The following is a 22,399-nucleotide window of genomic DNA, read 5'->3' on the forward strand; positions in this document are numbered from 1 at the left end:
GCTGATTTACTACCAAGCGAGCCAGACCCTTTTCAATAATTAATAAATAGTTATTAAATCATTAATAAACCCAACGAGCTTTTATGTCAGAGAACTTTATGTCAACAGCGTCTACCATTGCCAACCTTGCTATTGACCCTATGGCCGCCAAGCTCAATACTACTGTAGCTTATACCGACGGTGCTTGTAAGGGTAATCCTGGCGCTGGTGGTTGGGGCGCTCATCTAATATTCAGTGATGGTAGTACTCAAGATTTATATGGTGGTGAGGCGGATACTACCAATAATCGTATGGAGCTAATGGGTGCTATCCAAGCGCTTAAGCACAGCCCGAATGAGTTAAAGCTAGAGATTTGGACTGACTCAAGCTATGTAAAAAACGGTATTACTGAATGGATCGCCAATTGGAAAAAACGGGGCTGGAAAACGGCTAGCAAAAAGCCAGTGGCCAATCAAGATTTATGGCAGCAGTTGGATGCATTAAATAGTGCGCGTGAGGTCAGTTGGCATTGGGTCAAAGGTCATGCTGGCCATGTTGGTAATGAAAAGGCTGATGAGCTGGCCAATCTTGGAGTAAACTCAAGCAGCGAGCAAGATACTGATCAGCAAGATACTAATAGTATCGCTAAAAAAAAACTCTCCATAGCTGATAATAGCGATACAGTTGCCAAAGAGCTATTTAACAATGAACCGCAAGCTTTGGCGGACGAGGACTGGTTAGATTTTGACCCGTTAGGCTTAGACGCACTGGATGACGAAGCAGAAACAGAAGAAGCAAATGACCCAATGGATGGGTCGTTTAGCGATGACTTATACCTTAGTTCGAGTAGCGACGTAAGCCATGACTCAAACTATCCGTTAAACGATGAATCGAGCAATGACTTGGCTTTGCAGATAAGGGTCGCTGTTAATTCGCCGCAACCTGCTTATGATGTAACTATTGATAAGGCAGCTATTGATAATATAACTATTAATAGTGCAACGACTGATAGTGCTAATACTAATAATGCAAAAACAGATAATGCGATAAATAATGCTAAGGCTAAACTCGATGCGCCTGCTCTAAGTATCAGCTCGCCTATCAGCACCCTTACTATGATCACTAATACTATGACTACAGATGCTATGGTTACCAACGTTATGACGACAGACAACTTAAGTATAGATAATAAAGATCTAACCGAAGTAACTAAGTTCGATGGCGATACTAGTCGCGCCAATCCGAATTTTCGCCCTTTGTTGCCTAAGCCTATTCATCGTGGTGAGACTAATCGTCAGCTCATTATGGATACCGAAACCACAGGGCTGGATGCGCTCAAAGGCGATCGGATCATTGAAGTTGGTATTGTAGAGATGATTGGGCGTAAATTCACTGGCGAAAAACTGCACGTCTATATCAATCCACAGCGTGGTATGGATGAAGTGGTAGTACGTATTCACGGTATCTCAGAAGCTTTTTTGACCGACAAGCCTACCTTTGATCAGGTTGCTCAGTCATTATATGACTTTATGGATGGCGCTGAGATCATCGCCCATAACGCTTCGTTCGACATGAGTTTTTTGACCATGGAATTCGATAGAGTGGGTATGACGGACTTTGCTCAGCGTGTGCAAGTGACAGACTCACTGTTTATGGCTAAACAGCAGTATCCAGGACAAAAGAACACCCTAGATGCTTTAGTACGGCGCTTAGATGTCGGTAAACAAGATCGTACTTTTCACGGGGCTTTACTGGATTCGGAGATTTTGGCAGAAGTCTATTTGGCTATGACTGGCGGTCAAGTGACGCTAGGGATAGAGGAAGACAGTCAGACAGAAGGCGGCCATACTGCTCATAGTAATTTTGCTAATCTTGCTGCGCTATTAGTAGACTCAGCAGCGGACCGTACTGCCAATGAGGCTTGGTTCGCTAACTTGGCAGAAAAAAATCCTGAGCTTAAAACTAAAATGACCCAGTGGTAATCAGCTGAGCAGCATTTTTAATAGCGCTCTAAAAAGAGTTTTAATACTAAAAATTAATCTCAATTATTGATATTTCATCGCCCAAACTTAGCTACTTGCAGCCTATTACTTACATTTTATAGTTCGCAATTTTACGGAAAAATAATTATGAGTCAGACTGAGCAGTTAGCTTTGAGTATGCCCACGCTTAGCATTACTAATTTTAATCTCCCTTCTTTACACTTATTGCATCAAGAGATTGTCATTATTCTAAAAGACACTGAATGTCATTTAAGCGAATTTAATTATGATAAGCAAAAAGCTGCGTTATTATTAGAATCGATCGAAGTATTGAAGCAGTTGTCTAGCATCTTTGAGCTGATTGCCTTAAAAGGCGCGCGATTACTTAGTAGTGCTATCGGCACAGCTCTACAGCAGCTCTATCACCATAGTCAGCACAATGACAGTAATGATGAGAATGACTCAACTAATGCTACCCTAATTATGGACTTGTCAGAGGCTATTATGACCTTTGATCGTTATATCGAGTTCGTACTTTTGACTGAGACAGTAGAACCCATCTTATTATTACCTATTATTAACAAGCTCTACAGCCATTGCAGTATAGACCCTATAGATGAATACTATTTTTTTGCTTTTAGTGGTAGCAGTGTAGTCATTGCTAACCCTGAGAAAAACTTTGAGCCTTTGAGTAGTCTCAACTTAGACCATAAACTTCTCTCTCATGCTTATCGTAGTGGTTTGGCAGTAGTGTTGACCAATAAAGACGGTAAGCTTAGTGCAATAGATAAGCAAAAAATCGAATCTATGAGCGCTGCTTGTGCGCTGATCGCTACTCATAGTCAAACCTTGTTTTGGCAAGCAGCAAATGCGCTAGTCACCGATATCGAGGCTGTATTGCCCTTGACTATACGCCAAAAGCACACGCTTATTTATTTAGAACAGCAGTTTCATAATTATTTACCGATTATCGACAGTCGTTTTGCTGACTTAGTAAGTTTTGCCTGCCAACGTGACCATCAGCAAGCAAAGATGGTATGTGAACAGTACACTAGCAATAAGCTTGATAGTACTCAGTGCGAGCGAATGAAGCGCTTTTTGTTTGGTCCTAATCGACAAGTTACTGATACTCTAAATGAGTGGGTTCAACTGCATATAAATGCTATCAAAGAAAAAATCGATATTTATTCTCGATGTGATTTTGCTAATCCTGAACTCAATGACTCTGCGGCTCGAGCCGAGCAAATAGTTGCTGAGCTTATATTGTTAAGCTCTACCCTACAATTGATAGGCCTAAATTCAGCAGCTACTGCCCTGCGCTGTGCAGCGCAAGCGGTAAGTCAATGGCAGCAACCGACTCCTGATGACTTTGATTATTTATTGCTAGTTCTTATGAGCGCTGAAAACGCTATTATCACTATGGCTGAGATTCACACGCCAGGTGAAATCTATCTGCCTCTTAATAATACTGATATCTCCTTGCATCAGCTCAATAGCGCTTATGAGGCAGTGATTAAAGAGTGCCGTAGCGCCCTTGCTAGTACGGAAAAAGTCATCAATGAGTATTCAATAGCTCCTAAACAAGGTTTACAGCTATTAAAACAAGTGCCCCACACTATGAGTCAAGTGGCTGGGGCGCTTAGCTTTGTACAGTTATCGACTTTAGCGACTATGCTCAATCAATTGGCAAAATTTTTGACCCCCTGCATTGAATCCAATCAGCTGATTAACAGCGATATGCTGGCTTATGTTGCTGATGTGCTGGTGTCGGTAGACTATTATTTGGACGGCTCTCAACATAAGCGACCGGTAATAAAGCAAGCGCTGGAAGTGGGTCAACATAGCTTAAGCAAGCTACTGGCCGCCTAATAACTGTGCGTCAATTTTTGGCTGGCTGTTTTAAATGCTTAGTCTGGATACTCAGTCTTAAATGCTTGGTTTTAAATGTTTAGTTTTGGACGCTCAACGGAAGTATTTTCTTTAGGGGTCTTTTTTAAAAGTTGTTTTATATAATTTATTTGGATAGTTATTAATGAGTAGTGCATTTGTTTTTGAAGATGAAACTTTGTTATGTCAGCAAACAGTTAGCGGCTGGTCACCTGTACTAGTCGACTTGCCAGCATTCAGCACTGACCATAAGCCGCAGCCAGCTTATCAATTAGGCCGCGTCCAACTGCAGACCAGCTTAGCCCCTAGCTACTGGCAATCAGCCGATCCGACGACGGCTGACTCGATAGTTATGGAGCATGGCGCACCAGCGACTAGCGCTATTACTTATTATTATGCGCAAAACCATCAGCTAGCTTTACCTAAGATAACCCCGTTATCAAGTGTAGGTGAAGTTGCAGCCCATGCTAATAAAAATACTGCTCTAGATGCCAATGACAGTGACAGTGACAGTGACAGTGCCATAACGGCTTTTATTCCCTATCGCCAGCTATTAGCCAGGTTGTCAGTAGCCCTCGCTGATCAACTTAGTCAAGCCATACAGTTATTGCGCTGGCAAGCAGATACTCAGTTCTGTAGCCGTTGCAGTGCGCCCGTAAAAGTAGCAACATCAGGTGAGCGAGCAATGGTATGCTCAGTCTGCCGACTGCGTCAATATCCACGAGTGCAGCCGTGTGTGATTACCGCTATTACTCGACTTAATCCAGTGACTAATGAGATGCAAGTCTTGCTGGCACATCATCATCGCTATGGGCAAACGACGCCGTCATTACAGTATGGTTTGATTGCTGGCTTTGTTGAAGTTGGTGAGAGCTTAGAGCATGCGGTAGTACGTGAAGTGGCTGAGGAAGTTGGTATTCGGGTGACTGATATCCGCTATGTGAGTAGCCAGCCTTGGCCGTTTCCATCCAACCTAATGCTAGGCTTTCGAGCTAGTTATGTGGGTGGTGATATCGTTATCCAAGAAGATGAGCTGTCTCATGCAGAGTTCTTTGATATATCGAACTTGCCGAAGATCCCTTTTAAGGGCAGTATCGCTTACGATTTGATTGCCCAAATTGCGCAAGAGCAAGGTGTTTGTCTGTAAACCTTGTTGCAAATAACAATCATGGCGAATAACAGTTTTACCATTAATTTTTATACCAGCTTATAGGCCAGTGATCGAATGTCCAGTTATACCAGCACTCCTACCCATAATCATGCGCGCTTAACTAGTCTCCCTATCCTTTTTGATACTTTGACTATTGATACGTTACCGACAGCGACTCAATTAAAGATAGCGCAGATCGATGCTTGTCTACCCCAGACTCAATGCGGCTTGTGTGAGCATCCTGATGGCTGTCTGCCCTACGCTACTGCTATCGTCACTAACTATGAGCCCTATAATAAGTGTGTGCCAGGCGGTCAGCCAGTTACTGATGCTATTGCACAGATTATTGCTACTGACCATGATGTCAATATTGACAATCTACTTAGTGCTGAGCCTTCAAAGTGGCCGATAGAACCGACATCCAAACGCCCTACTGAAGTGCGAGCTATCATTCGTGAGGATGATTGTATTGGCTGTACTAAATGTATCCCTGCCTGTCCAGTCGATGCCATCATTGGTACAGGTAAGCATATGCATACTATCTTTACTGACTTATGTACTGGCTGTGAGCTATGTATAGCGCCTTGCCCAGTAGATTGCATCGACTTAGTAGCTATCGAGCGTGAGCTGACTGATGCTGAGCGGACTCAAGAGCAGGATGATTTGCGCTTGCGTTATCACACTCACCTTCAGCGCGTCACTGAACAGCTAGCTGATAGCAGCAATGCTAGACCAGTAGTCAGTATGGTCGAGGCCAAACTCAACAATGCCGCTAGTCAAACTTTGGATATCAGTGAGCAGCAAGCCAAAGATACTATTGCGGCAGCTAAGCTACGTAGTAAGATTAAAAAGTTAGAGAAACAGTTAAGCGTGCGTGATAATACGGCCAAGCAGCAAGAGCTTATGGCTCTAAAAGCAGAGTTGACGCTTATTTAAGGCGGTTAAAACTAGCGTTGCTGCCCTGACAGTTATTAACAACCCTAGTCCAATCGCTATTAGCTTTTATAAGACGTTATAAGGTGTTATCAGCCCCTATTACTAGACATGAGTAAATATGAGTAAAATAGTCAAACATAAAACCGCTAATACGCCACCATCGCGACTAATGCCTAAACGTAATGTTAGGCCGTTTTTTGAAAAGTTAGCAGAAACTATTAAAGAGCCTGTCACTGAGCTGCATTACAAAAGCAACTTTGAGCTGCTTATCGCCGTTATTTTATCAGCGCAGGCTACTGATATCAGTGTCAATATTGCCACTCAACAGTTATATCCAGTAGCCAATACCCCAGCAGCCATTTGGGCTTTAGGTGTCGATGGTCTCAAACCTTATATAAAAAACATCGGGCTTTATAATGCTAAAGCAAAAAACGTTATCAAGACTTGTCGCGACTTAATAGATAACTTCGATGGCCAAGTTCCTGACAACCGTAAAGATTTAGAATCACTGGCAGGTGTTGGGCGCAAGACCGCTAATGTAGTGCTGAATACGGCTTTTGGTCAACCGACTATGGCGGTTGATACTCATATCTTTCGGGTCGGCAATCGTACTGGGCTAGCTACTGGCAAAAACGTCTTGATCGTCGAGCAAAAGCTAGTGGCGCGCATACCCGATGACTTTATGCTCGATGCTCACCATTATCTTATTTTGCATGGGCGCTATATTTGTCAGGCCCGTACCCCTAAATGCGGCGAATGTCCGGTGTATGCTGAGTGTATGTTTAAGGATAAAGCGGCTTTTGCGGAGATTTAAAAATACGGTTAATAGCGACTATTAAAACGCTAAGGTAACTCCATACAAACCTTAACTGCTGTAGTATTTGATAATTTTGAACCTTTAGATCTGTTAAGCGCTATTAAGATGTTTAGCTGCCTATCTGAGCTTTATCGTCTACCGTTCACCTCTTTAACTGGTGGCATTATTCGTAATAAGCATAACGTTAGCCTACAAACAATAGCGCCAAACGCGTTAGACTATCGAACTGATATTTTACTGCTAGTCAATGGCCGATAGCGCTGACTGAATCTTGTCTATCGTGGTAAGTACTGTACTAGCCGAAACCGCATTACGCTACAATTTGACAGCAGTAATGACCATCGACTAACACTAGCTTGGCTAATATCAAAGCTGCCCTAGAGTTTTAAGCTAAATCACGGTAAAATGTGCTATTTTTTGTTCTATTTGCTCTTTTTTCCCACATTCAATAATGACTGACCTTATCGACAACAGTCCCTGCAATTAAGCGAACCCACTATGCGTGAATATAGTTTATTTACTTCAGAATCCGTAAGCGAAGGCCACCCAGATAAAATGGCCGATCAAATATCCGATGCGATACTTGATGCAATCTTGCGTGAAGATTTACAGGCACGTGTTGCCTGCGAGACTTTAGTCAAAACCGGTGCTGTAGTGCTAGCAGGCGAGATCACTACTACTGCTAATATTGACTTTGAACGTATTGTGCGTGATACGGTTAACGGTATTGGCTATCATCACTCTGATCTTGGCTTCGATGGCGAAACTTGTGCAGTGATCAACATGCTCGGTAAGCAGTCCCCTGAAATCGCCCAAGGCGTTGATCGTCAAAATCCTGAAGAGCAAGGCGCTGGTGATCAAGGCTTGATGTTTGGTTATGCCAGTAACGAAACTGACGTGCTTATGCCAGCTCCTATCGAATATGCGCATCGTTTAATGCAGCGTCAGTCTGAGCTGCGCCGTGCTGGTGATTTGCCTTGGTTACGTCCTGATGCTAAAGCACAAGTCACGCTTAAATATGATGGCAATCGTCCCACCTCTATCGATGCCGTAGTACTGTCAACTCAGCATGACCCTAGTATCTCGCAAGCTGATCTGCAAGAAGCTATCATGGAATCTATTATCAAGCACGTGTTGCCAGCAGAGCTATTACATGCGGGTACTCGCTATCACATTAACCCGACGGGTAAGTTTGTGATTGGTGGTCCCGTAGGTGATGCAGGCCTAACAGGGCGCAAAATCATCGTCGATACTTATGGTGGTATGGCACGTCATGGTGGTGGTGCATTCAGTGGTAAGGATCCCTCCAAGGTTGATCGGAGTGCGGCTTATGCTGTACGTTATGTCGCCAAAAATATCGTAGCCGCTGGTATTGCGGATCGTTGTGAAGTTCAGATTAGTTATGCTATTGGCGTAGCTGAACCTACTTCTATTTCGATCAATACTTTTGGCACTAACAAGATCAGTAATGATGAAATAATCATCCTGATTCGCAAACATTTTGACTTGCGTCCTTATGGTATTACGCGCATGCTAAACTTATTGCAGCCTATGTATCAGCAAACCTCTACCTTTGGCCACTTTGGTCGTGAAGGCTCTGAGACTGCTTTTACTTGGGAAAAAACAGATAAAGCTGAAATCCTAAAAGCAGATGCCGGTTTATAAACCCTTTTTAAAATCAATTATCTTACAGCTCATATTTAATAGGACAAGCTTATGTCTCAGAACGACGCTCAAGACACTACCAAGAACACTATCAATAGTAACGACAGCACTGATGCTAGCGTTGAAATAACTCCAGAGATGCAATCATTCTACCAGCGCGCCGATGCCATCATTGGGGTCGCTAATAGTCAGCTAGGAGAGCAGGCACATTCCGGTCAAGTCGGCGCTTCGCTACTTTATGCGGCGGCGCGTTATAGTGCTTCTGTGGCCTCAATCGGCTTTATCAAAGGCGATGACTTTGCTAAAGAAAAAGACGATATCGTTGAGTTTTATGTCAAGCAATACCGTCAAATGCTTAGTGACAATCTGACCGATTATGCGCAAAACTTCGATAAGTACATCACTATCGAAAAACAGACATAGCCTATTTAAACGCTATTAATTAATAGCCGTTTATGAATTATAAAATAGCCCCTTTATAGCTTAGACTAAAAGGGGCCGTTTTTTTGTCGTTATTCAGCGCTGTTTTATCTAAATTGGCAGCTCGATAGTTCGACTGTTGTACTTAGCGCTCAAAGGGCTATAGCGTGATACCTGTCAGACTATTGCATCAGACTATTGCATCAGACTATTGCATCAGACCATTACATCAGACTATTACCTTCGTCTCAGGAAAAACTTTTAAATCCCTGTTTAGGTCTAAAGGTTAATCTTAAACTTTAAGTATAGATTTTTCTAGAGAATTTTAACTGAGCGGTTAAATAGAGTTTTTTGACATAAAAAAAGTCCCAGCTTATAGTCTAAGTTGGGACTTTTGGGTTTACCCTTAAGCTTACTAAAGCTATATTTTAATCAGTAGACTTTTTGAAGTCAGGTGGCCCTGTCAATAAGTCCTCATCACGGAATTCATTAGCTGAATTATGCTCTGCTGATTCTTCAGTGATAAACCACTGCTGGTTACGATAGAGGATCAGTCTATCGCGACTTAGACCACGCAGTAGCGAGTACATCATGATGACTATTACAATGGCAAACGGAAAGCCTGAAACGATAGAAGCTGCTTGTAGTGCCCCTAAACCGCCTGCTGCTAATAATACTGCAGCGATAACGCCCTCTGTACCTGCCCAAAATAAACGCTGAATTTTTGGTGGATTAGTATCGCCACCAGAAGTCAGCATGTCGATAACGAAACTAGCAGAATCTGATGAGGTCACAAACCATAATACAATCATTACTACGATCAGCAAGTTAAGGGCTGAGGTAAGCGGATAAGATTCCATTAGTTTAAAGATAGCGCTACCAGTATCGGCTTTTACCGCCTCAATGAGACCAGGGCTAACAATACTAGGATCAGCCGCTGCTAGCAGTTCCATATGTATCGCTGAACCACCAAAGGCGGTGAACCATATGAATAAGATAGTAATAGGAATTAACAACACCCCTAATATGAACTCGCGAATAGTACGACCACGAGAGATACGGGCAATAAATACGCCAACGAAAGGTGACCAGCTGATCCACCAGGCCCAGTAAAAGATAGTCCAAGATGACTGCCAGTTCTCTTTACCGTTATAAGACTCTGTCCATAGACCTAATGGAACAACTTGATGCAGATAGTTACCCACATTTTCGACAAAACTATTAAAAATAAACTGCGTAGGGCCTAGTATAATCACAAAGCTTAGTAGCACTATAGTGAATAATATGTTGATATCACTTAAGCGTTTAATGCCTTTATCTAAGCCCATAAACAGCGATAATCCCGCCAGCATAGTGATAAAAGCGATCAAAATAATCTGTACAGTAATATTATTAGGAATACCAAATAAGGTAGTAAGACCTGAGTTGATCTGTAATACCCCTAAACCTAGTGTCGTTACTACCCCGAACATCGTACCAAATACTGCCAAAGTATCGACCGTATGACCCATTGGACCGTAGATTTTTTTGCCGATCAAAGGATAGAGCGTTGAGCGAATGGCTAAAGGTAAGCCTACTCGATAATGGAAATAAGCCAATGACAAAGCGACCATACCGTAGATCGCCCACACATGCAGACCATAGTGCAGGAATGAGATATTCATTGCCTGTTTAGCGGCCGCAATAGTTTCAGCTTCTCCTAATGGTGGTGCCATAAAGTGATACAGCGGCTCAGCAGTACCCCAATATAACAGTCCGATACCGATACCCGCTGAAAACAGCATACCTATCCAAGAAAATAAATTGTATTCTGGCTTTTCGGTCTGATGACCAAGCCTGATATCGCCATAGCGACTAAAGATCATGTAGATACTCATGACCAAAGCTAAATTGACTACTACGATAAAGAACCAGCCAAAACGTACCGAAACAAATGCTTTTGCTTGATTGAATACTAATTCTGCTTGTTCATTAAAAAACGCACCAAAGATAATAAATGCCAGAATTAATAACGCAGAGGTTAAGAACACAGGTTTACTTACCCGCGGAAAAGGGCCCAAGCGGCCAACTTTTACATGATCCATGTCATCGTCTCAAATTTTTAAGAGGGACACCATAACAAGATAAGGACTAACTATCAAATCAGCTAGTGCTCTTTATAGTTCTACTAATAAATAAAACCCCAAGATAACTAGGTATCTTGGGGTTTTATTGTTACAAAAATATCTGAGCTAATGCTATATTTAGAGAATGAAGAGCTAGCTTTTATTCTCCTGATGCAATCTTAGGGGGACCCTTTAAAAGGTCTTCATCGACGAACTCATTAGCCGAGTTGTGATCCGCAGACTCATCAGTGATAAAGTGTTGTTGCGCTCGATAGAGGATCAATCGATCACGACCTAGACCCCGTAACAGCGCATACATCATCACAAATATTACTAGTGCAAATGGCAGTCCTGCCACAATAGCGGCAGCTTGTAAGGCACCAAGTCCACCAGCTGCTAATAATATGGCAGCAATTAAACCTTCCATCGTTGCCCAAAATAAGCGCTGAATCTTTGGCGGATTAGTATCACCACCAGCAGTCAGCATATCAATAACGAAACTGGCTGAATCTGATGAAGTCACAAACCACAGCACAATCATAATCACAATCATCAAAGTAACAGGCTTAGTAAGTGGATAGTATTCGACCAACTTAAAGATAGCGCTACCAGTATCGGCTTGGACCGCTTCTACCAACCCTGGACTGACTAATGCTGGATCAAGAGCGGCAAGCAGCTCCATATGAATAGCCACCCCACCGAAAGTTGTGAACCAAAAGAACAAAATAAGCATAGGGATTAATAGGACACCTAATACGAACTCACGTATGGTACGGCCACGACTAATACGGGCAATAAATACCCCTACGAATGGGGCCCAGCTTACCCACCACGCCCAGTAGAATATAGTCCAACCACTTTGCCAATCGGTATTACTATAAGCTTCACCCCAAGTAGATAAAGGCACTAGAGCTACTAAGTAATTACCGATATTTTCAATAAAACTATCGAAAATAAATAAAGTGGGTCCCAAAATGACCATAAACGCTAATAGTACGCCAGTAAAACCCATATTGATATCGCTTAAACGCTTGATTCCTTTATCAAGACCTAACATCAATGACCCGCAAGCTAATGCGGTTACAACAGCGATAATAACGAACTGTACGGTTAAAGAGTTGGGTATACCGAATAAGTTTTCGAGGCCAGAGTTTATCTGCATTACCCCTAAACCTAAAGAGGTTACTACCCCAAACATCGTGCCAAATACGGCTAAGATATCGACTGTGTGACCCCAACGCCCATAAATCTTTTTACCCAATATTGGGTACAGGGTTGAGCGAATAGATAGCGGTAATCCACGTCGAAAATGGAAATAGGCTAATGATAAAGCGACTATAGTATAAATAGCCCATGCATGTAATCCCCAATGCAAGAATGAAATACTCATCGCTTGCTTGGCGGCTTCTATAGTTTCAGCCTCACCTAATGGCGGTGCCATAAAGTGATATAAGGGTTCAGCCGTTCCCCAATATACTAACCCAATACCAATACCTGCCGAAAACAGCATACCTATCCAAGAGAACAAACTGTATTGCGGACGTTCTGTTTGTTGTCCTAAACGAATATCACCATAACGGCTCGCTGCTAAGTAAATACAAAAGACTAGTGCAACATTCATTAAAATAATAAACATCCAGCCAAACTTATCAGTAATAAATTTTTGTAAAAAACCAAATACAGCACCAGCGGTTTCAGTAAAGAAAGCGCCAAAAATAATAAATCCAACGATAAGTAATGCTGAGGTAATAAAAACAGGTTTACTCACCTTTGGAAACGGACCTAATCTGCCAACCTTCACATGATCCATCTTTAAATCTCAATTTCTAAGGAAGGTCACTGTAACAAACTGGTTACCAATTATCAACAAATGGCAAAAATTAGCCAAATAAAATAACCAACATATTTTCAATAACTTAGCAAAATTTATTGAGATATAAAATAATTTAGCTAGTAGAGTGACTGGTGAGGAACACTTGATGAAAGTCTATTATTATGGTGCTTGTAAGCATAGCAATCTTCTTTTGTTACTGTCTATTGTCTATTAGTGCGCATCCTTACCCCTCTACTACTTATACAGAGTATTTCTTATCATAACCCTATTAACTCCGAGCCATTTGCTCTTACAGCTAGGCTAAAACCCAAGCCAGTAGTTAAACTAAAATCTAGGCCAAAATCTTAACTAGTACTAGACTCATCTATAACATAAGCCCTTAAGTTAATAGCTAAAAACATAAAACCCCTTACCTGCTAGGGCAAGTAAGGGGTGGGTCACTATTAGCTAACACTAGTGTTAGGGTTAAGTACCTAACATTAGCATTGAGCGTCAATAGTTAGCGTTATAAAAGCTAACATTAAACACCTAAGTTTGACTCTCTAATTAGCTCATTCTAAGCTTATTAAAAGTCAATCGATCATCATTGCCAACTTCGACTTTGATGATATCCCCTGCCACGAAATCGCCAGCTAGCAGTTTTAATGACAGCGGATTTTCGATCTCTTGCTGAATCGCACGTTTTAGAGGACGCGCGCCATATACTGGATCATAACCAACAGCCACTAGCTGAGTCATCGCCTCGTCACTTAAGGTGATATCCAATTCACGCTCTTGTAAGCGACTGCGTAAACGATCAATCTGGATATCAGCAATACCAGCCATTTGTGCTTGCCCTAAAGCATGGAATACCACAATCTCGTCGATACGGTTTACGAACTCTGGGCGGAAATGCTCACTAACTGAATCCATCACCTCAGACTTAATATCCTCATAACTCTCGCCGACCATTTCTTGAATTTTATGCGAGCCTAAATTACTAGTCATGATAATGACGGTGTTTTTAAAATCGACTACTCGTCCTTGTGAGTCAGTCAGGCGTCCATCATCGAGCACTTGCAATAAAATATTAAACACGTCTGGATGCGCTTTTTCCACTTCATCGAACAGTACTACGCTATAAGGCTTACGGCGTACCGCTTCGGTCAATGCACCACCTTCTTCATAACCAACGTACCCTGGGGGTGCGCCCACTAAGCGGCTAACGCTGTGCTTCTCCATGTATTCGCTCATATCGATACGGACTAACGAGTCCTCGCTATCAAACAAGAAGTGCGCTAGTGATTTAGTCAGCTCAGTCTTACCTACCCCTGTTGGGCCTAAGAATAGAAAAGACCCTGAAGGACGGTTGGGATCAGACAAGCCGGCGCGACTACGACGTACCGCATTGGCTACCGCCTCTACTGCTTCGTCCTGACCGATGACCCGCTCATGGAGTTTTTCTTCCATCGCCAGCAGTTTATCACGCTCGCCCTGCATCATTTTACTGACTGGGATACCAGTGGCCGCGCTAACCACTTCAGCGATCTCATTATCCGTCACTTTATTACGTAGCAGCTTGATATTAGGCGCATTAGTCTGCTCCTTTTGCTCAGCAAGATCAGACTCAGTAATCCGGCGCTCTAACTGCGGAATAGTCTCATACTGCAATTTTGACATCGCTTCATAGTCCCCTTCACGACTGGCTTTGTCATAAGCAGTACGGGCTTTATCTAACTCATCTTTTAACTGCTGACTACCTTTGACTAGCGCTTTTTCAGCTTGCCAAATCTCATTGAGATCAGCGTATTCTTTTTCTAACTCTTCGATTTGTATATTTAACGCTTTACGCTCAGCTTGCGCACCAGCATCTTCTTCGTTTTTGAGCACTTCACGTTGCATTTTAAGCTGAATCAAACGGCTATCGAGCTTACCTAACGACTCAGGTTTGCTGTCCATCTCCATGCGTAGACGGCTAGCAGCCTCATCAATCAAATCAATCGCTTTATCTGGCAATTTACGATCAGTAATATAGCGATGACTCATACGAGCAGCAGCAATAATGGCGCTATCTTGGATATCGACCCCATGATGCAGCTCATAACGCTCTTTAAGACCACGTAAAATCGCAATAGTATCTTCAACCGTTGGCTCATCGACTAGCACTTTTTGGAAGCGGCGCTCAAGGGCAGCATCTTTTTCGATGTATTTGCGATATTCATCTAAAGTAGTCGCCCCTACACAATGCAGCTCACCACGAGCTAGCGCTGGCTTCAGCATATTGCCCGCATCCATCGCGCCGTCTGCTTTACCAGCGCCTACCAAAGTATGTAGCTCATCAATAAACAAGATGACATTACCCTCTTGCTTAGCTAAGTCGCTAAGTACGCTTTTTAGGCGCTCTTCAAACTCACCACGGAACTTAGCGCCCGCAATCAGTGAGCCTAAGTCTAATGATAGTACTTCTTTATGACGTAAGCCTTCTGGCACATCGCCATTGATAATTTTTTGCGCTAAGCCTTCAACAATTGCGGTCTTACCCACACCAGGCTCACCGATTAATACCGGGTTATTCTTAGTCCGACGTGACAGCACTTGAATAGTACGGCGAATCTCTTCGTCACGCCCAATTACTGGATCCAACTTACCAAGCTCTGCTTGCTCTGTCAGATTGATAGTGTACTTATTTAACGCATCACGTTGATCTTCTGCGTTTTGATTGTTAACGGTTTGATCGCCACGTAGCTGTTCAATGACTGCTTTTAATTTAGTCGCCGTTACCCCAGCATTTTCAAATATCTTCTTAGTTTCACCTTGTTCCGCTAGCGCTAGCATCACCCATTCAGTAGCGATAAAATCATCGCCTTCTTTTTGTGCTTGCCGATCAGCAAGGTTCAATATTTTGACTGAGTTTGGATTCAGATTGACATCACCAGTCGGCTCGCTAATCGTTGCTTGATTATCTAAGGCTTTGGCTACCCCATTTTTCAATGCGGGGATAGAACCGCCAGCTTGCTGACAGATAGACAAATTCGATTCATCTTGCAACAAAACCGCTAGTAGATGTACTGGATCTATCCCAGTATTATCACGCCCTAGCGCTAAGCTCTGCGCTTCTTGAATCGCTGATTGCAACTTTTGAGTAAATTTTTCAAATCTCATATTTTAGATCCTTTTATAATTGGTATATTTGGCAGCAAATTTATAGTTTTTACTTACCATTCTCTGTTATGTATATAAGGTAACTTATGGGTTATTTCAACCTAGCTAATCAATAAAACCTTACTTATAACAGTGATATTTAACTTGACTAATTAATTGGTATATTTAACGACTATTTCAAGGACAATAAAACCATAAAATCTTTAAAAAATGTAAAAAATAAGCGCTTGCTCGGCTAAGAACAAACGCTGGGAATAGCTGACTATCTATTGAAATACTAAGCAAGAAACAATCGAAAACCAATGATTGAAAAATGGCAATCAAAAAAACAGTAACTGTGCTGGCCTATTCTACAATTTCAATCGGCATACCTACTTTATAGATAGCCATAATTTCATCCATCTCATCATTAGTAACTGCGATACAACCATCCGTCCAATTACGTTGCTGAGTAATCGCCGCCAAATGACCTAAACCGTTAGTCTGGCCATGGATCATAATATCGCCGCCAGCATTAACGCCAAGCTTTTTGGCACGGGCTTTATCAGCAGCATTAGGGTAGCTAACATGAATAGAGCGATAAAATTTAGATTTTTCATTTTTATAATCTAAAATATAGTTGCCTGTCGGGGTACGCTCATCACCTTGTCGCTGCTTATGACCTGCTGGACTGTCTCCTAAGGCCACATGGTAGCTCTTAATAACCTGATCTTTATTCATTAGCTTTAACAGCCGCTTAGACTTATCGACAAATATCTTATCGATAGTTACGCTGTCATCGATAGGCTGCTCATAGTTAGTGACACTCTTTGCGTAACTGCTAGTAGCAACACTAATAATCAGCACAAGGCCAATAGCGACTAGTAACCAGCGTAAGCCTTTATTAGTATCCATAGTAGAAAACGACATAGGTTTTAATCCTTATTAGGGCTATTTGAATGTTGCGTAAAAACTTTTGTCATCAATATAGCAAAACCTAGGGCTAAGTTATGTGCGAATACTATTAATACCGTGGATACTGCGAACACTATCAATACTGCGAGTACCTTAAATACTGCGAAAATCGACTTTTTAAGCCTTAAGTCATACGAATAGCCCCATCCAAGCGAATCACTTCACCATTGAGATAAGCGTTATCGATGATATGGGTAACTAACTTAGCAAACTCACTAGGTGCGCCCAAGCGCTTAGGATAAGGAACGGCTAACTCCAACTGCTCGCGCGCTTTTTCTGGGATGCTATTCATCATTGGGGTGCCAAAAACTCCGGGCGCAATAGTCATTACCCGAATACCATGACGTGCCAGCTCACGAGCCAAAGGTAGAGTCAAGCCAACTACCCCAGCTTTAGAAGAGGCATAACTGGCTTGGCCAACTTGTCCATCAAAGGCTGCAACGGAGGCGGTATTGATAATCACCCCTTGATCTAGGTTCTTTTCAGTCTCTTGATTGGCATCACTATTAGCGATATTAGTAGCAGCAACTCGGCGAGCAATACTAGCAGCTACTAAGCGTGCCACATTGAAGGAACCAACTAGATTAATATTCACCCCACGGCTAAATGCCTCAAGGTCGGCAGGATTGTTATCACGATCGAGTAACTTTTGTACTACGGCAATACCAGCGCAGTTAATAGAACCTTGTAAGCCACCAAAATCTTGTTCGGCTAGCTGTACAGCAGCTTGTACTTCATCGCCATTAGTTATATCACAACGTGTAAAACGTACCTTAGCGCCTAGCTCTGCTACTAAAGCTTGACCAACGGCTTCATTGAGATCCGCTATGACTACATTACCACCTTGAGCCGTGATAGCCCGAACCACGGCTTCGCCCAGCCCAGATGCCCCACCAGTAACCAAAAAACTGCTGTTTTCAATTTTCATAACTATTCCTTTAGTAATGAATTAACTTGTACTACTTTATTACTTTATTGCTTCAGCAGTTTCAAACCTCTAAGCGGTATAAGAAGCTAAGTAAGGCTTTTTCTTCAGAGCTTTGATACTGCTTAGTGCGTCCACGTCGTGCTTGTTTATAAGGTTCAAAGAACTCTCCAGCCAAAAACCGCTCGATGATAACGGGGTGAATATAGGAGGAACGGCAGACACTAGGGGTATTGCCTAACTCGCTAGCTACTTCTTTGACCATTTCTGTCACTAATGCTTGGCGCAGCTTGCTATGCGGTTCGCTAGCGACTATCTCTGCTCCTGCGGGGCTATGTAGCTCGTCATAGAGATAGCTGGCAGCCAACACACTAGCCATCCAAGTACGAAAATCTTTGGCACTATAGCGTCTATCAACCTCTTCTTGATCCTGATTATCACTACTACTATCAGCACACAGATTCTCACGTAAGTAACGATTGATATCAGCGCTATCCACCACTTGCTTGTCACCTTGCTCGTCAAGATATTTAAATATCTGATAGCCTGGTAGCTCCGAGCACGCTTGTACAATAGCAATCAAACGCTCATCTTGTAATTCAATATGATGAGTTTTGGCACTCTTACCAACGAAGTCAAAGGCCAACCCATTGTCGATCTCGCTGACATGCTTACTGCGTAGAGTACTAAGACCATAGCTCTTATTGAGTTTAGCGTAGCGACTATTACCTATCCGAATTAGGGTGGTCTCTAACAGTTTGACTACCGCAGCCAATACATTAGCACGAGATAACGACGTTGTCTCCAAATCCAGCTCAACTTGCGCACGCAGATTAGGTAACGCCTCAGCAAAGCCAATCATAGCATCGAACTTGGCTTGGTCACGCACATTATCCCAAAGCTCATGGTATAAATATTGCTTACGCGCTTTGTCATCACGGCCCGTCGATTGGATATGTCCTCTATCATCTTGGCATATCCACACCTCTGACCACATCGGTGGAATAACTAACGCCTCAAAACGTTGGCGTAGCTTTTTATCTTTGACCGTATGGCCAGTAGCATCACGATAAGTAAAACCGCGCCCATGACGACGACGCTGATAGCCTGGTTCCTCATCACTAACATAAAGTAGCTTGGCACGGCGTGCAAGCGACTCATAATCATGACGTAGATCTTCTATCATTGCTTGCTCAGTCCGATTAGCCATAAAATAGTGCGCCTTTTTTCACTAAGATTTTGAGTAAGCTATCGCCAGCAGCTGCCTGGACTTTAACCATTAGATATTTTATTTTTAGTCGTTAAAGTTTAGTAGTAGACAGTCAATAACCTCTCGTAGCCTTAGCATAGAGAGTTCGCAGTTTTTTTACTGTTTGTTTGCCACGCCTAATGTGTAATCCTGTGTAAAACCTGCAACCGCCTAAAAGCACCCTGCTGCACAATATGATGGCTGGCAGGGTTATAAAATTATGACTATTAAGGCATAATTTAACACCCTTTAACTTTGTAAAGCTGAATAAACTATGACTAGTAAATCTTCTATTACCATAACCCCGCTTGTAGATTCTGACTATGATGCTTGGTTAACGCTATGGCAAAACTATTTAAGCTTTTATGAGACGAGCTTAGCAGCTGAAACCACCGACTATACTTGGCGCAAGATAATCGACAGTGAGATAGCAATCTACGGCTTTGGCGCTCGGATGGCTGGTGTATTAGTCGGCATCACTCATGTAGTGCTACACCCTAATACTTGGAACACTACTGACTGTTGCTATTTGGAAGATTTATATGTCGATGGATCGGTGCGTGGACAAGGGGTTGGCCGTACGTTGATTGAATACGTTTATGATTTCGCTAAGCAACGAGGCTGTAATCGTGTTTATTGGACTACCCAACAGAGCAACACTCCAGCAAGGGTGCTTTATGACCATATCGCTAGTCAAACAGATATGGTGCAATACCGAAAAGATTTATGACTCAAAACAGTTTACCGCTCAGTTAGTCATATAATAGGTATAGAAATAACAGCCATAAAAAAACGCCAATCAGATAATGTTTGGCGTTTTTTTTAGCGGGGAAAACGATCTACATAACCGCTACTAGTTACAAATCCTACTTACCATATAAGCATAGATAAGCACTTTCAACTGCGACTTTTACTTTGAATTTTTTATTGGCTTCAATAGTAAATTGCTCGCCAGCAGCAAAGGTTTGCCACTCATCGCTGTCAGGCAACTTGACCGTTAATGCGCCACTAACCACACTCATAGTCTCAAACTCGCTAGTACCGAACTCATAGTCACCGATAGACATAACGCCTACAGTAGCTGGCTTAGTAGCGGTTTGAAAGGCAATAGAAGTCACTTTATCATCAAAATATTGATTAACGCTTGGCATAATCTTCCTTAATTAAGTTTTGGTTTTTTAAATATGAATTGAGGCTTATAAACCCGCTTTTAGACTGGCTTCGATAAACTGATCCAAGTCGCCATCGAGTACCGCTCCGGTATTAAAGGTTTCAACGCCAGTACGTAAGTCTTTGATACGCGAGTCATCGAGGACATAAGAGCGAATCTGGCTGCCCCAACCAACATCAGACTTACCGTCTTCAACCGCTTGTTGGCTCTCCATGCGCTTTTGCATTTCCAGCTCATAAAGTTTAGCACGCAGCATTTTCATCGCTGTGGCTTTGTTACCATGCTGACTACGCTCGTTCTGACAAGTCACTACTACGCCACTTGGCTCATGAGTAATACGCACCGCAGAGTCAGTAGTGTTCACGTGCTGACCACCAGCGCCCGATGAGCGATAGGTATCAATGCGCAAATCTGCTGGGTTAATATCGATATCGATATCATCATCAATCTCAGGCGATACAAACACCGCAGCGAATGAAGTATGACGGCCGTTATTACTATCGAACGGTGACTTACGAACTAAGCGATGCACGCCAATCTCTGTGCGTAACCAGCCAAAGGCATAATCACCTTTAATCTCAATGGTTGCTGACTTGATACCTGCCACGCTGCCAGATGAGATTTCAATGACCTCAACCTTAAAGCCATGCGCTTCTGCCCAGCGGGTGTACATACGCAGCAGCATTTCCGCCCAATCTTGCGCTTCAGTACCCCCGCTACCAGACTGAATATCTAAATAGCAATTGTTAGGATCCATTTCACCGCTGAACATCCGGCGAAACTCTAAATCTGCCACCCGCTTTTCAGCACTGTCCAGCTCAGCTTGTACATCGTTAAGCAATGACTCATCTTCCGCTTCAACGGCTAGTTCTAGCATCGCTGTTGCATCTTCTAAGGTAGTCTCAAGCGATACCACTACGTCGATAACGCCATCCAAATGGCTCTTTTCTTTATTGATCTTAGTCGCTCGCTCAGGATCGTTCCATAGCTCAGGGTTTTCTAGTTCTAAATTAACTTCTTCTAAGCGCTCTTGCTTACCATCGAAGTCAAAGATACCTCCGTAAGTCCTGTCCACGCTCAGATAAGTCTTTGATTTGCTCTTGATACGGATTGATTTCCATAAATGTTCCTAAAGGTTAATAAGTAATAAAAATAAGATAAATAAGGTCTGTTGTAGGCTAGTGCTTTTAGCCCCGCTGCAAGACTTTACGAATTGAAAACGCTGGGTTAAAAACCTAGCCTACGCCTGAAAAGCGTTAAAAAATTGCAATGCAATTTTAGCTTTGCAAGGGAAATTCTTTAAATAGGATTTCCATAATCATGACAGTCACGGAACGCTGAGCTAAATTATCACGTGGGTTACCACCCACGCTACTTATAAAATATTCGATACCTGAATAAAACTAAATACTCCAATCCTCCACTGCCCAGCGATGCGCTAAAGCATGCGCATGTAAAGCATCGTCGGGTGAGACGCAAACGGCCACATCCGCCCATTGCAATAACGGTAAATCATTTTTGGAATCCGAATAAGCATAAGTTTTATCAAAGCTAACGCCAGCAGCTTGCTGCTTGTCCAGCCATTTATTCAGATGATAGATTTTACCTTCTTTGAAATTGGGTTTGTCAGTTAATTTACCGGTATAACGCTTATCAATGATTTCAAGTGGCGTCGCTAATACATTCGCCTGCTCTACCCCAAAGCGCTTAGCGATAGCCGATACTACAAAATCGTTAGTCGCTGAGATAATCACTACATCATGGCCTAATTCGATATGTTCACCCAATACCTTTAGCGCCTTTGGACGTATATGCGGTTCGATCTCAGTCTGGATATAGTGTTCACGTAGCTCATGCAAGCGCGGCAGCGGCAAGCTAGTCAAAAACTGCGCTACAAACTCATTATATTCAGTCGCATCTAGCGTGCCTTCGATATATTGCTCATAAAAGGCTTGATTGGCAGTTCGATATTCCGCCTCATCGACCAGACCGTTATTAACAATGTATTCTCCCCATAAATAGTCGCTATCGACATCGAGTAGAGTGTGGTCTAAGTCAAATAAGGCTAAAGTGCGCTTTGATGCGGGGATGTTATTAATAGAAGAATGGTTAAGTGAAGAATCAATAGCTGGGTTACTCATAGGGTGATACTCGTCGATAATAGGTAAGCATACTTAGAATGGT

Annotated in this window: 17 protein-coding genes; 8 read left to right on the forward strand and 9 right to left on the reverse strand. The window is 42.6% G+C overall.

Going from position 1 to position 22,399, the window contains the following annotated elements; genetic code table 11:
- Window positions 1–83: 83 nt before the first annotated feature.
- The 7 genes from dnaQ (at window position 84) to KPY62_RS03665 (ending at window position 8,839) form a co-directional block, all read left to right on the forward strand.
- Window positions 84–1,961: a DNA polymerase III subunit epsilon gene (dnaQ, locus tag KPY62_RS13660; protein WP_228730557.1), complete on the forward strand. Its 1,878-nt coding sequence runs from the start codon at window positions 84–86 to the stop codon at window positions 1,959–1,961.
- A 147-nt stretch (window positions 1,962–2,108) separates the two neighbouring features.
- Entirely contained in the window at window positions 2,109–3,830 is a 1,722-nt protein-coding gene (locus tag KPY62_RS03640) for a hypothetical protein (protein WP_216580858.1), read from the forward strand.
- Between the two features lie 163 nt (window positions 3,831–3,993).
- Window positions 3,994–4,995: an NAD(+) diphosphatase gene (gene nudC, locus KPY62_RS03645; RefSeq protein WP_216580859.1), complete on the forward strand. Its 1,002-nt coding sequence runs from the start codon at window positions 3,994–3,996 to the stop codon at window positions 4,993–4,995.
- Between the two features lie 78 nt (window positions 4,996–5,073).
- Entirely contained in the window at window positions 5,074–5,934 is an 861-nt protein-coding gene (locus KPY62_RS03650; protein WP_216580860.1) for an RnfABCDGE type electron transport complex subunit B, read from the forward strand.
- Between the two features lie 118 nt (window positions 5,935–6,052).
- Window positions 6,053–6,748 carry an endonuclease III gene (nth, locus tag KPY62_RS03655; RefSeq protein WP_216580861.1) on the forward strand — a complete coding sequence of 232 codons (696 nt, stop codon included), beginning with the start codon at window positions 6,053–6,055 and terminating at the stop codon, window positions 6,746–6,748.
- Window positions 6,749–7,249: 501 nt separating this feature from the next.
- Window positions 7,250–8,416: a methionine adenosyltransferase gene (metK, locus tag KPY62_RS03660; RefSeq protein ID WP_201622578.1), complete on the forward strand. Its 1,167-nt coding sequence runs from the start codon at window positions 7,250–7,252 to the stop codon at window positions 8,414–8,416.
- A 51-nt stretch (window positions 8,417–8,467) separates the two neighbouring features.
- Window positions 8,468–8,839, forward strand: a complete 372-nt coding sequence (locus KPY62_RS03665; RefSeq protein ID WP_228730558.1) for a DUF3144 domain-containing protein — start codon at window positions 8,468–8,470, stop codon at window positions 8,837–8,839.
- Window positions 8,840–9,264: 425 nt separating this feature from the next.
- On the opposite strand, the gene KPY62_RS03670 is transcribed toward KPY62_RS03665, so the two are convergent.
- The 6 genes from KPY62_RS03670 to KPY62_RS03695 form a co-directional block, all read right to left on the reverse strand.
- A complete protein-coding gene (locus KPY62_RS03670) occupies window positions 9,265–10,920 on the reverse strand; it encodes a BCCT family transporter (protein WP_216580862.1) in 1,656 nt (551 codons plus the stop codon).
- Window positions 10,921–11,101: 181 nt separating this feature from the next.
- Window positions 11,102–12,751, reverse strand: a complete 1,650-nt coding sequence (locus KPY62_RS03675) for a BCCT family transporter (protein ID WP_216580863.1) — start codon at window positions 12,749–12,751, stop codon at window positions 11,102–11,104.
- Window positions 12,752–13,321: 570 nt separating this feature from the next.
- Window positions 13,322–15,916, reverse strand: a complete 2,595-nt coding sequence (gene clpB / locus KPY62_RS03680; protein WP_216580864.1) for an ATP-dependent chaperone ClpB — start codon at window positions 15,914–15,916, stop codon at window positions 13,322–13,324.
- Between the two features lie 345 nt (window positions 15,917–16,261).
- On the reverse strand, window positions 16,262–16,825 hold the full coding sequence (locus KPY62_RS03685; RefSeq protein ID WP_216580865.1) for a L,D-transpeptidase family protein: 564 nt from the start codon (window positions 16,823–16,825) through the stop codon (window positions 16,262–16,264).
- Between the two features lie 169 nt (window positions 16,826–16,994).
- Complete coding sequence (locus KPY62_RS03690) at window positions 16,995–17,798, reverse strand: SDR family NAD(P)-dependent oxidoreductase (RefSeq protein ID WP_216580866.1); 804 nt, start codon at window positions 17,796–17,798, stop codon at window positions 16,995–16,997.
- Window positions 17,799–17,859: 61 nt separating this feature from the next.
- Window positions 17,860–19,005: a DNA topoisomerase IB gene (locus KPY62_RS03695; protein ID WP_216580867.1), complete on the reverse strand. Its 1,146-nt coding sequence runs from the start codon at window positions 19,003–19,005 to the stop codon at window positions 17,860–17,862.
- A gap of 313 nt (window positions 19,006–19,318) precedes the next feature.
- Between KPY62_RS03695 and KPY62_RS03700 the strand changes: the two genes are divergently transcribed.
- Window positions 19,319–19,774: a GNAT family N-acetyltransferase gene (locus KPY62_RS03700; protein ID WP_216580868.1), complete on the forward strand. Its 456-nt coding sequence runs from the start codon at window positions 19,319–19,321 to the stop codon at window positions 19,772–19,774.
- A 136-nt stretch (window positions 19,775–19,910) separates the two neighbouring features.
- Here KPY62_RS03700 and KPY62_RS03705 read toward each other — a convergent pair whose 3' ends face one another.
- The 3 genes from KPY62_RS03705 to KPY62_RS03715 all read right to left on the reverse strand — a co-directional run bounded on the left by KPY62_RS03705 (window position 19,911) and on the right by KPY62_RS03715 (window position 22,356).
- Window positions 19,911–20,195 carry a pyrimidine/purine nucleoside phosphorylase gene (locus KPY62_RS03705; RefSeq protein ID WP_201622586.1) on the reverse strand — a complete coding sequence of 95 codons (285 nt, stop codon included), beginning with the start codon at window positions 20,193–20,195 and terminating at the stop codon, window positions 19,911–19,913.
- A gap of 45 nt (window positions 20,196–20,240) precedes the next feature.
- A protein-coding gene (prfB, locus tag KPY62_RS03710) for a peptide chain release factor 2 (protein ID WP_216580869.1) occupies window positions 20,241–21,336 on the reverse strand; the annotation gives its coding sequence in 2 pieces (ribosomal slippage) (window positions 20,241–21,263 and window positions 21,265–21,336; 1,095 coding nt in all).
- A 282-nt stretch (window positions 21,337–21,618) separates the two neighbouring features.
- On the reverse strand, window positions 21,619–22,356 hold the full coding sequence (locus KPY62_RS03715; RefSeq protein ID WP_216580870.1) for an HAD family hydrolase: 738 nt from the start codon (window positions 22,354–22,356) through the stop codon (window positions 21,619–21,621).
- Window positions 22,357–22,399 lie beyond the last annotated feature (43 nt).

Origin of the sequence: Psychrobacter sp. TAE2020 (assembly GCF_018919485.1) — a bacterium.
Taxonomy (GTDB): Bacteria; Pseudomonadota; Gammaproteobacteria; order Pseudomonadales; family Moraxellaceae; genus Psychrobacter.

Bases quoted from the DNA above. Each gene is read 5' to 3' on its own strand.
- dnaQ (WP_228730557.1), top strand. From the start codon at position 84: ATGTCAGAGAACTTTATGTCAACAGCGTCTACCATTGCCAACCTTGCT.
- KPY62_RS03640 (WP_216580858.1), top strand. From the start codon at position 2,109: ATGAGTCAGACTGAGCAGTTAGCTTTGAGTATGCCCACGCTTAGCATT.
- nudC (WP_216580859.1), top strand. From the start codon at position 3,994: ATGAGTAGTGCATTTGTTTTTGAAGATGAAACTTTGTTATGTCAGCAA.
- KPY62_RS03650 (WP_216580860.1), top strand. From the start codon at position 5,074: ATGTCCAGTTATACCAGCACTCCTACCCATAATCATGCGCGCTTAACT.
- nth (WP_216580861.1), top strand. From the start codon at position 6,053: ATGAGTAAAATAGTCAAACATAAAACCGCTAATACGCCACCATCGCGA.
- metK (WP_201622578.1), top strand. From the start codon at position 7,250: ATGCGTGAATATAGTTTATTTACTTCAGAATCCGTAAGCGAAGGCCAC.
- KPY62_RS03665 (WP_228730558.1), top strand. From the start codon at position 8,468: ATGTCTCAGAACGACGCTCAAGACACTACCAAGAACACTATCAATAGT.
- KPY62_RS03670 (WP_216580862.1), bottom strand. From the start codon at position 10,920: ATGGATCATGTAAAAGTTGGCCGCTTGGGCCCTTTTCCGCGGGTAAGT.
- KPY62_RS03675 (WP_216580863.1), bottom strand. From the start codon at position 12,751: ATGGATCATGTGAAGGTTGGCAGATTAGGTCCGTTTCCAAAGGTGAGT.
- clpB (WP_216580864.1), bottom strand. From the start codon at position 15,916: ATGAGATTTGAAAAATTTACTCAAAAGTTGCAATCAGCGATTCAAGAA.
- KPY62_RS03685 (WP_216580865.1), bottom strand. From the start codon at position 16,825: ATGTCGTTTTCTACTATGGATACTAATAAAGGCTTACGCTGGTTACTA.
- KPY62_RS03690 (WP_216580866.1), bottom strand. From the start codon at position 17,798: ATGAAAATTGAAAACAGCAGTTTTTTGGTTACTGGTGGGGCATCTGGG.
- KPY62_RS03695 (WP_216580867.1), bottom strand. From the start codon at position 19,005: ATGGCTAATCGGACTGAGCAAGCAATGATAGAAGATCTACGTCATGAT.
- KPY62_RS03700 (WP_216580868.1), top strand. From the start codon at position 19,319: ATGACTAGTAAATCTTCTATTACCATAACCCCGCTTGTAGATTCTGAC.
- KPY62_RS03705 (WP_201622586.1), bottom strand. From the start codon at position 20,195: ATGCCAAGCGTTAATCAATATTTTGATGATAAAGTGACTTCTATTGCC.
- KPY62_RS03715 (WP_216580870.1), bottom strand. From the start codon at position 22,356: ATGAGTAACCCAGCTATTGATTCTTCACTTAACCATTCTTCTATTAAT.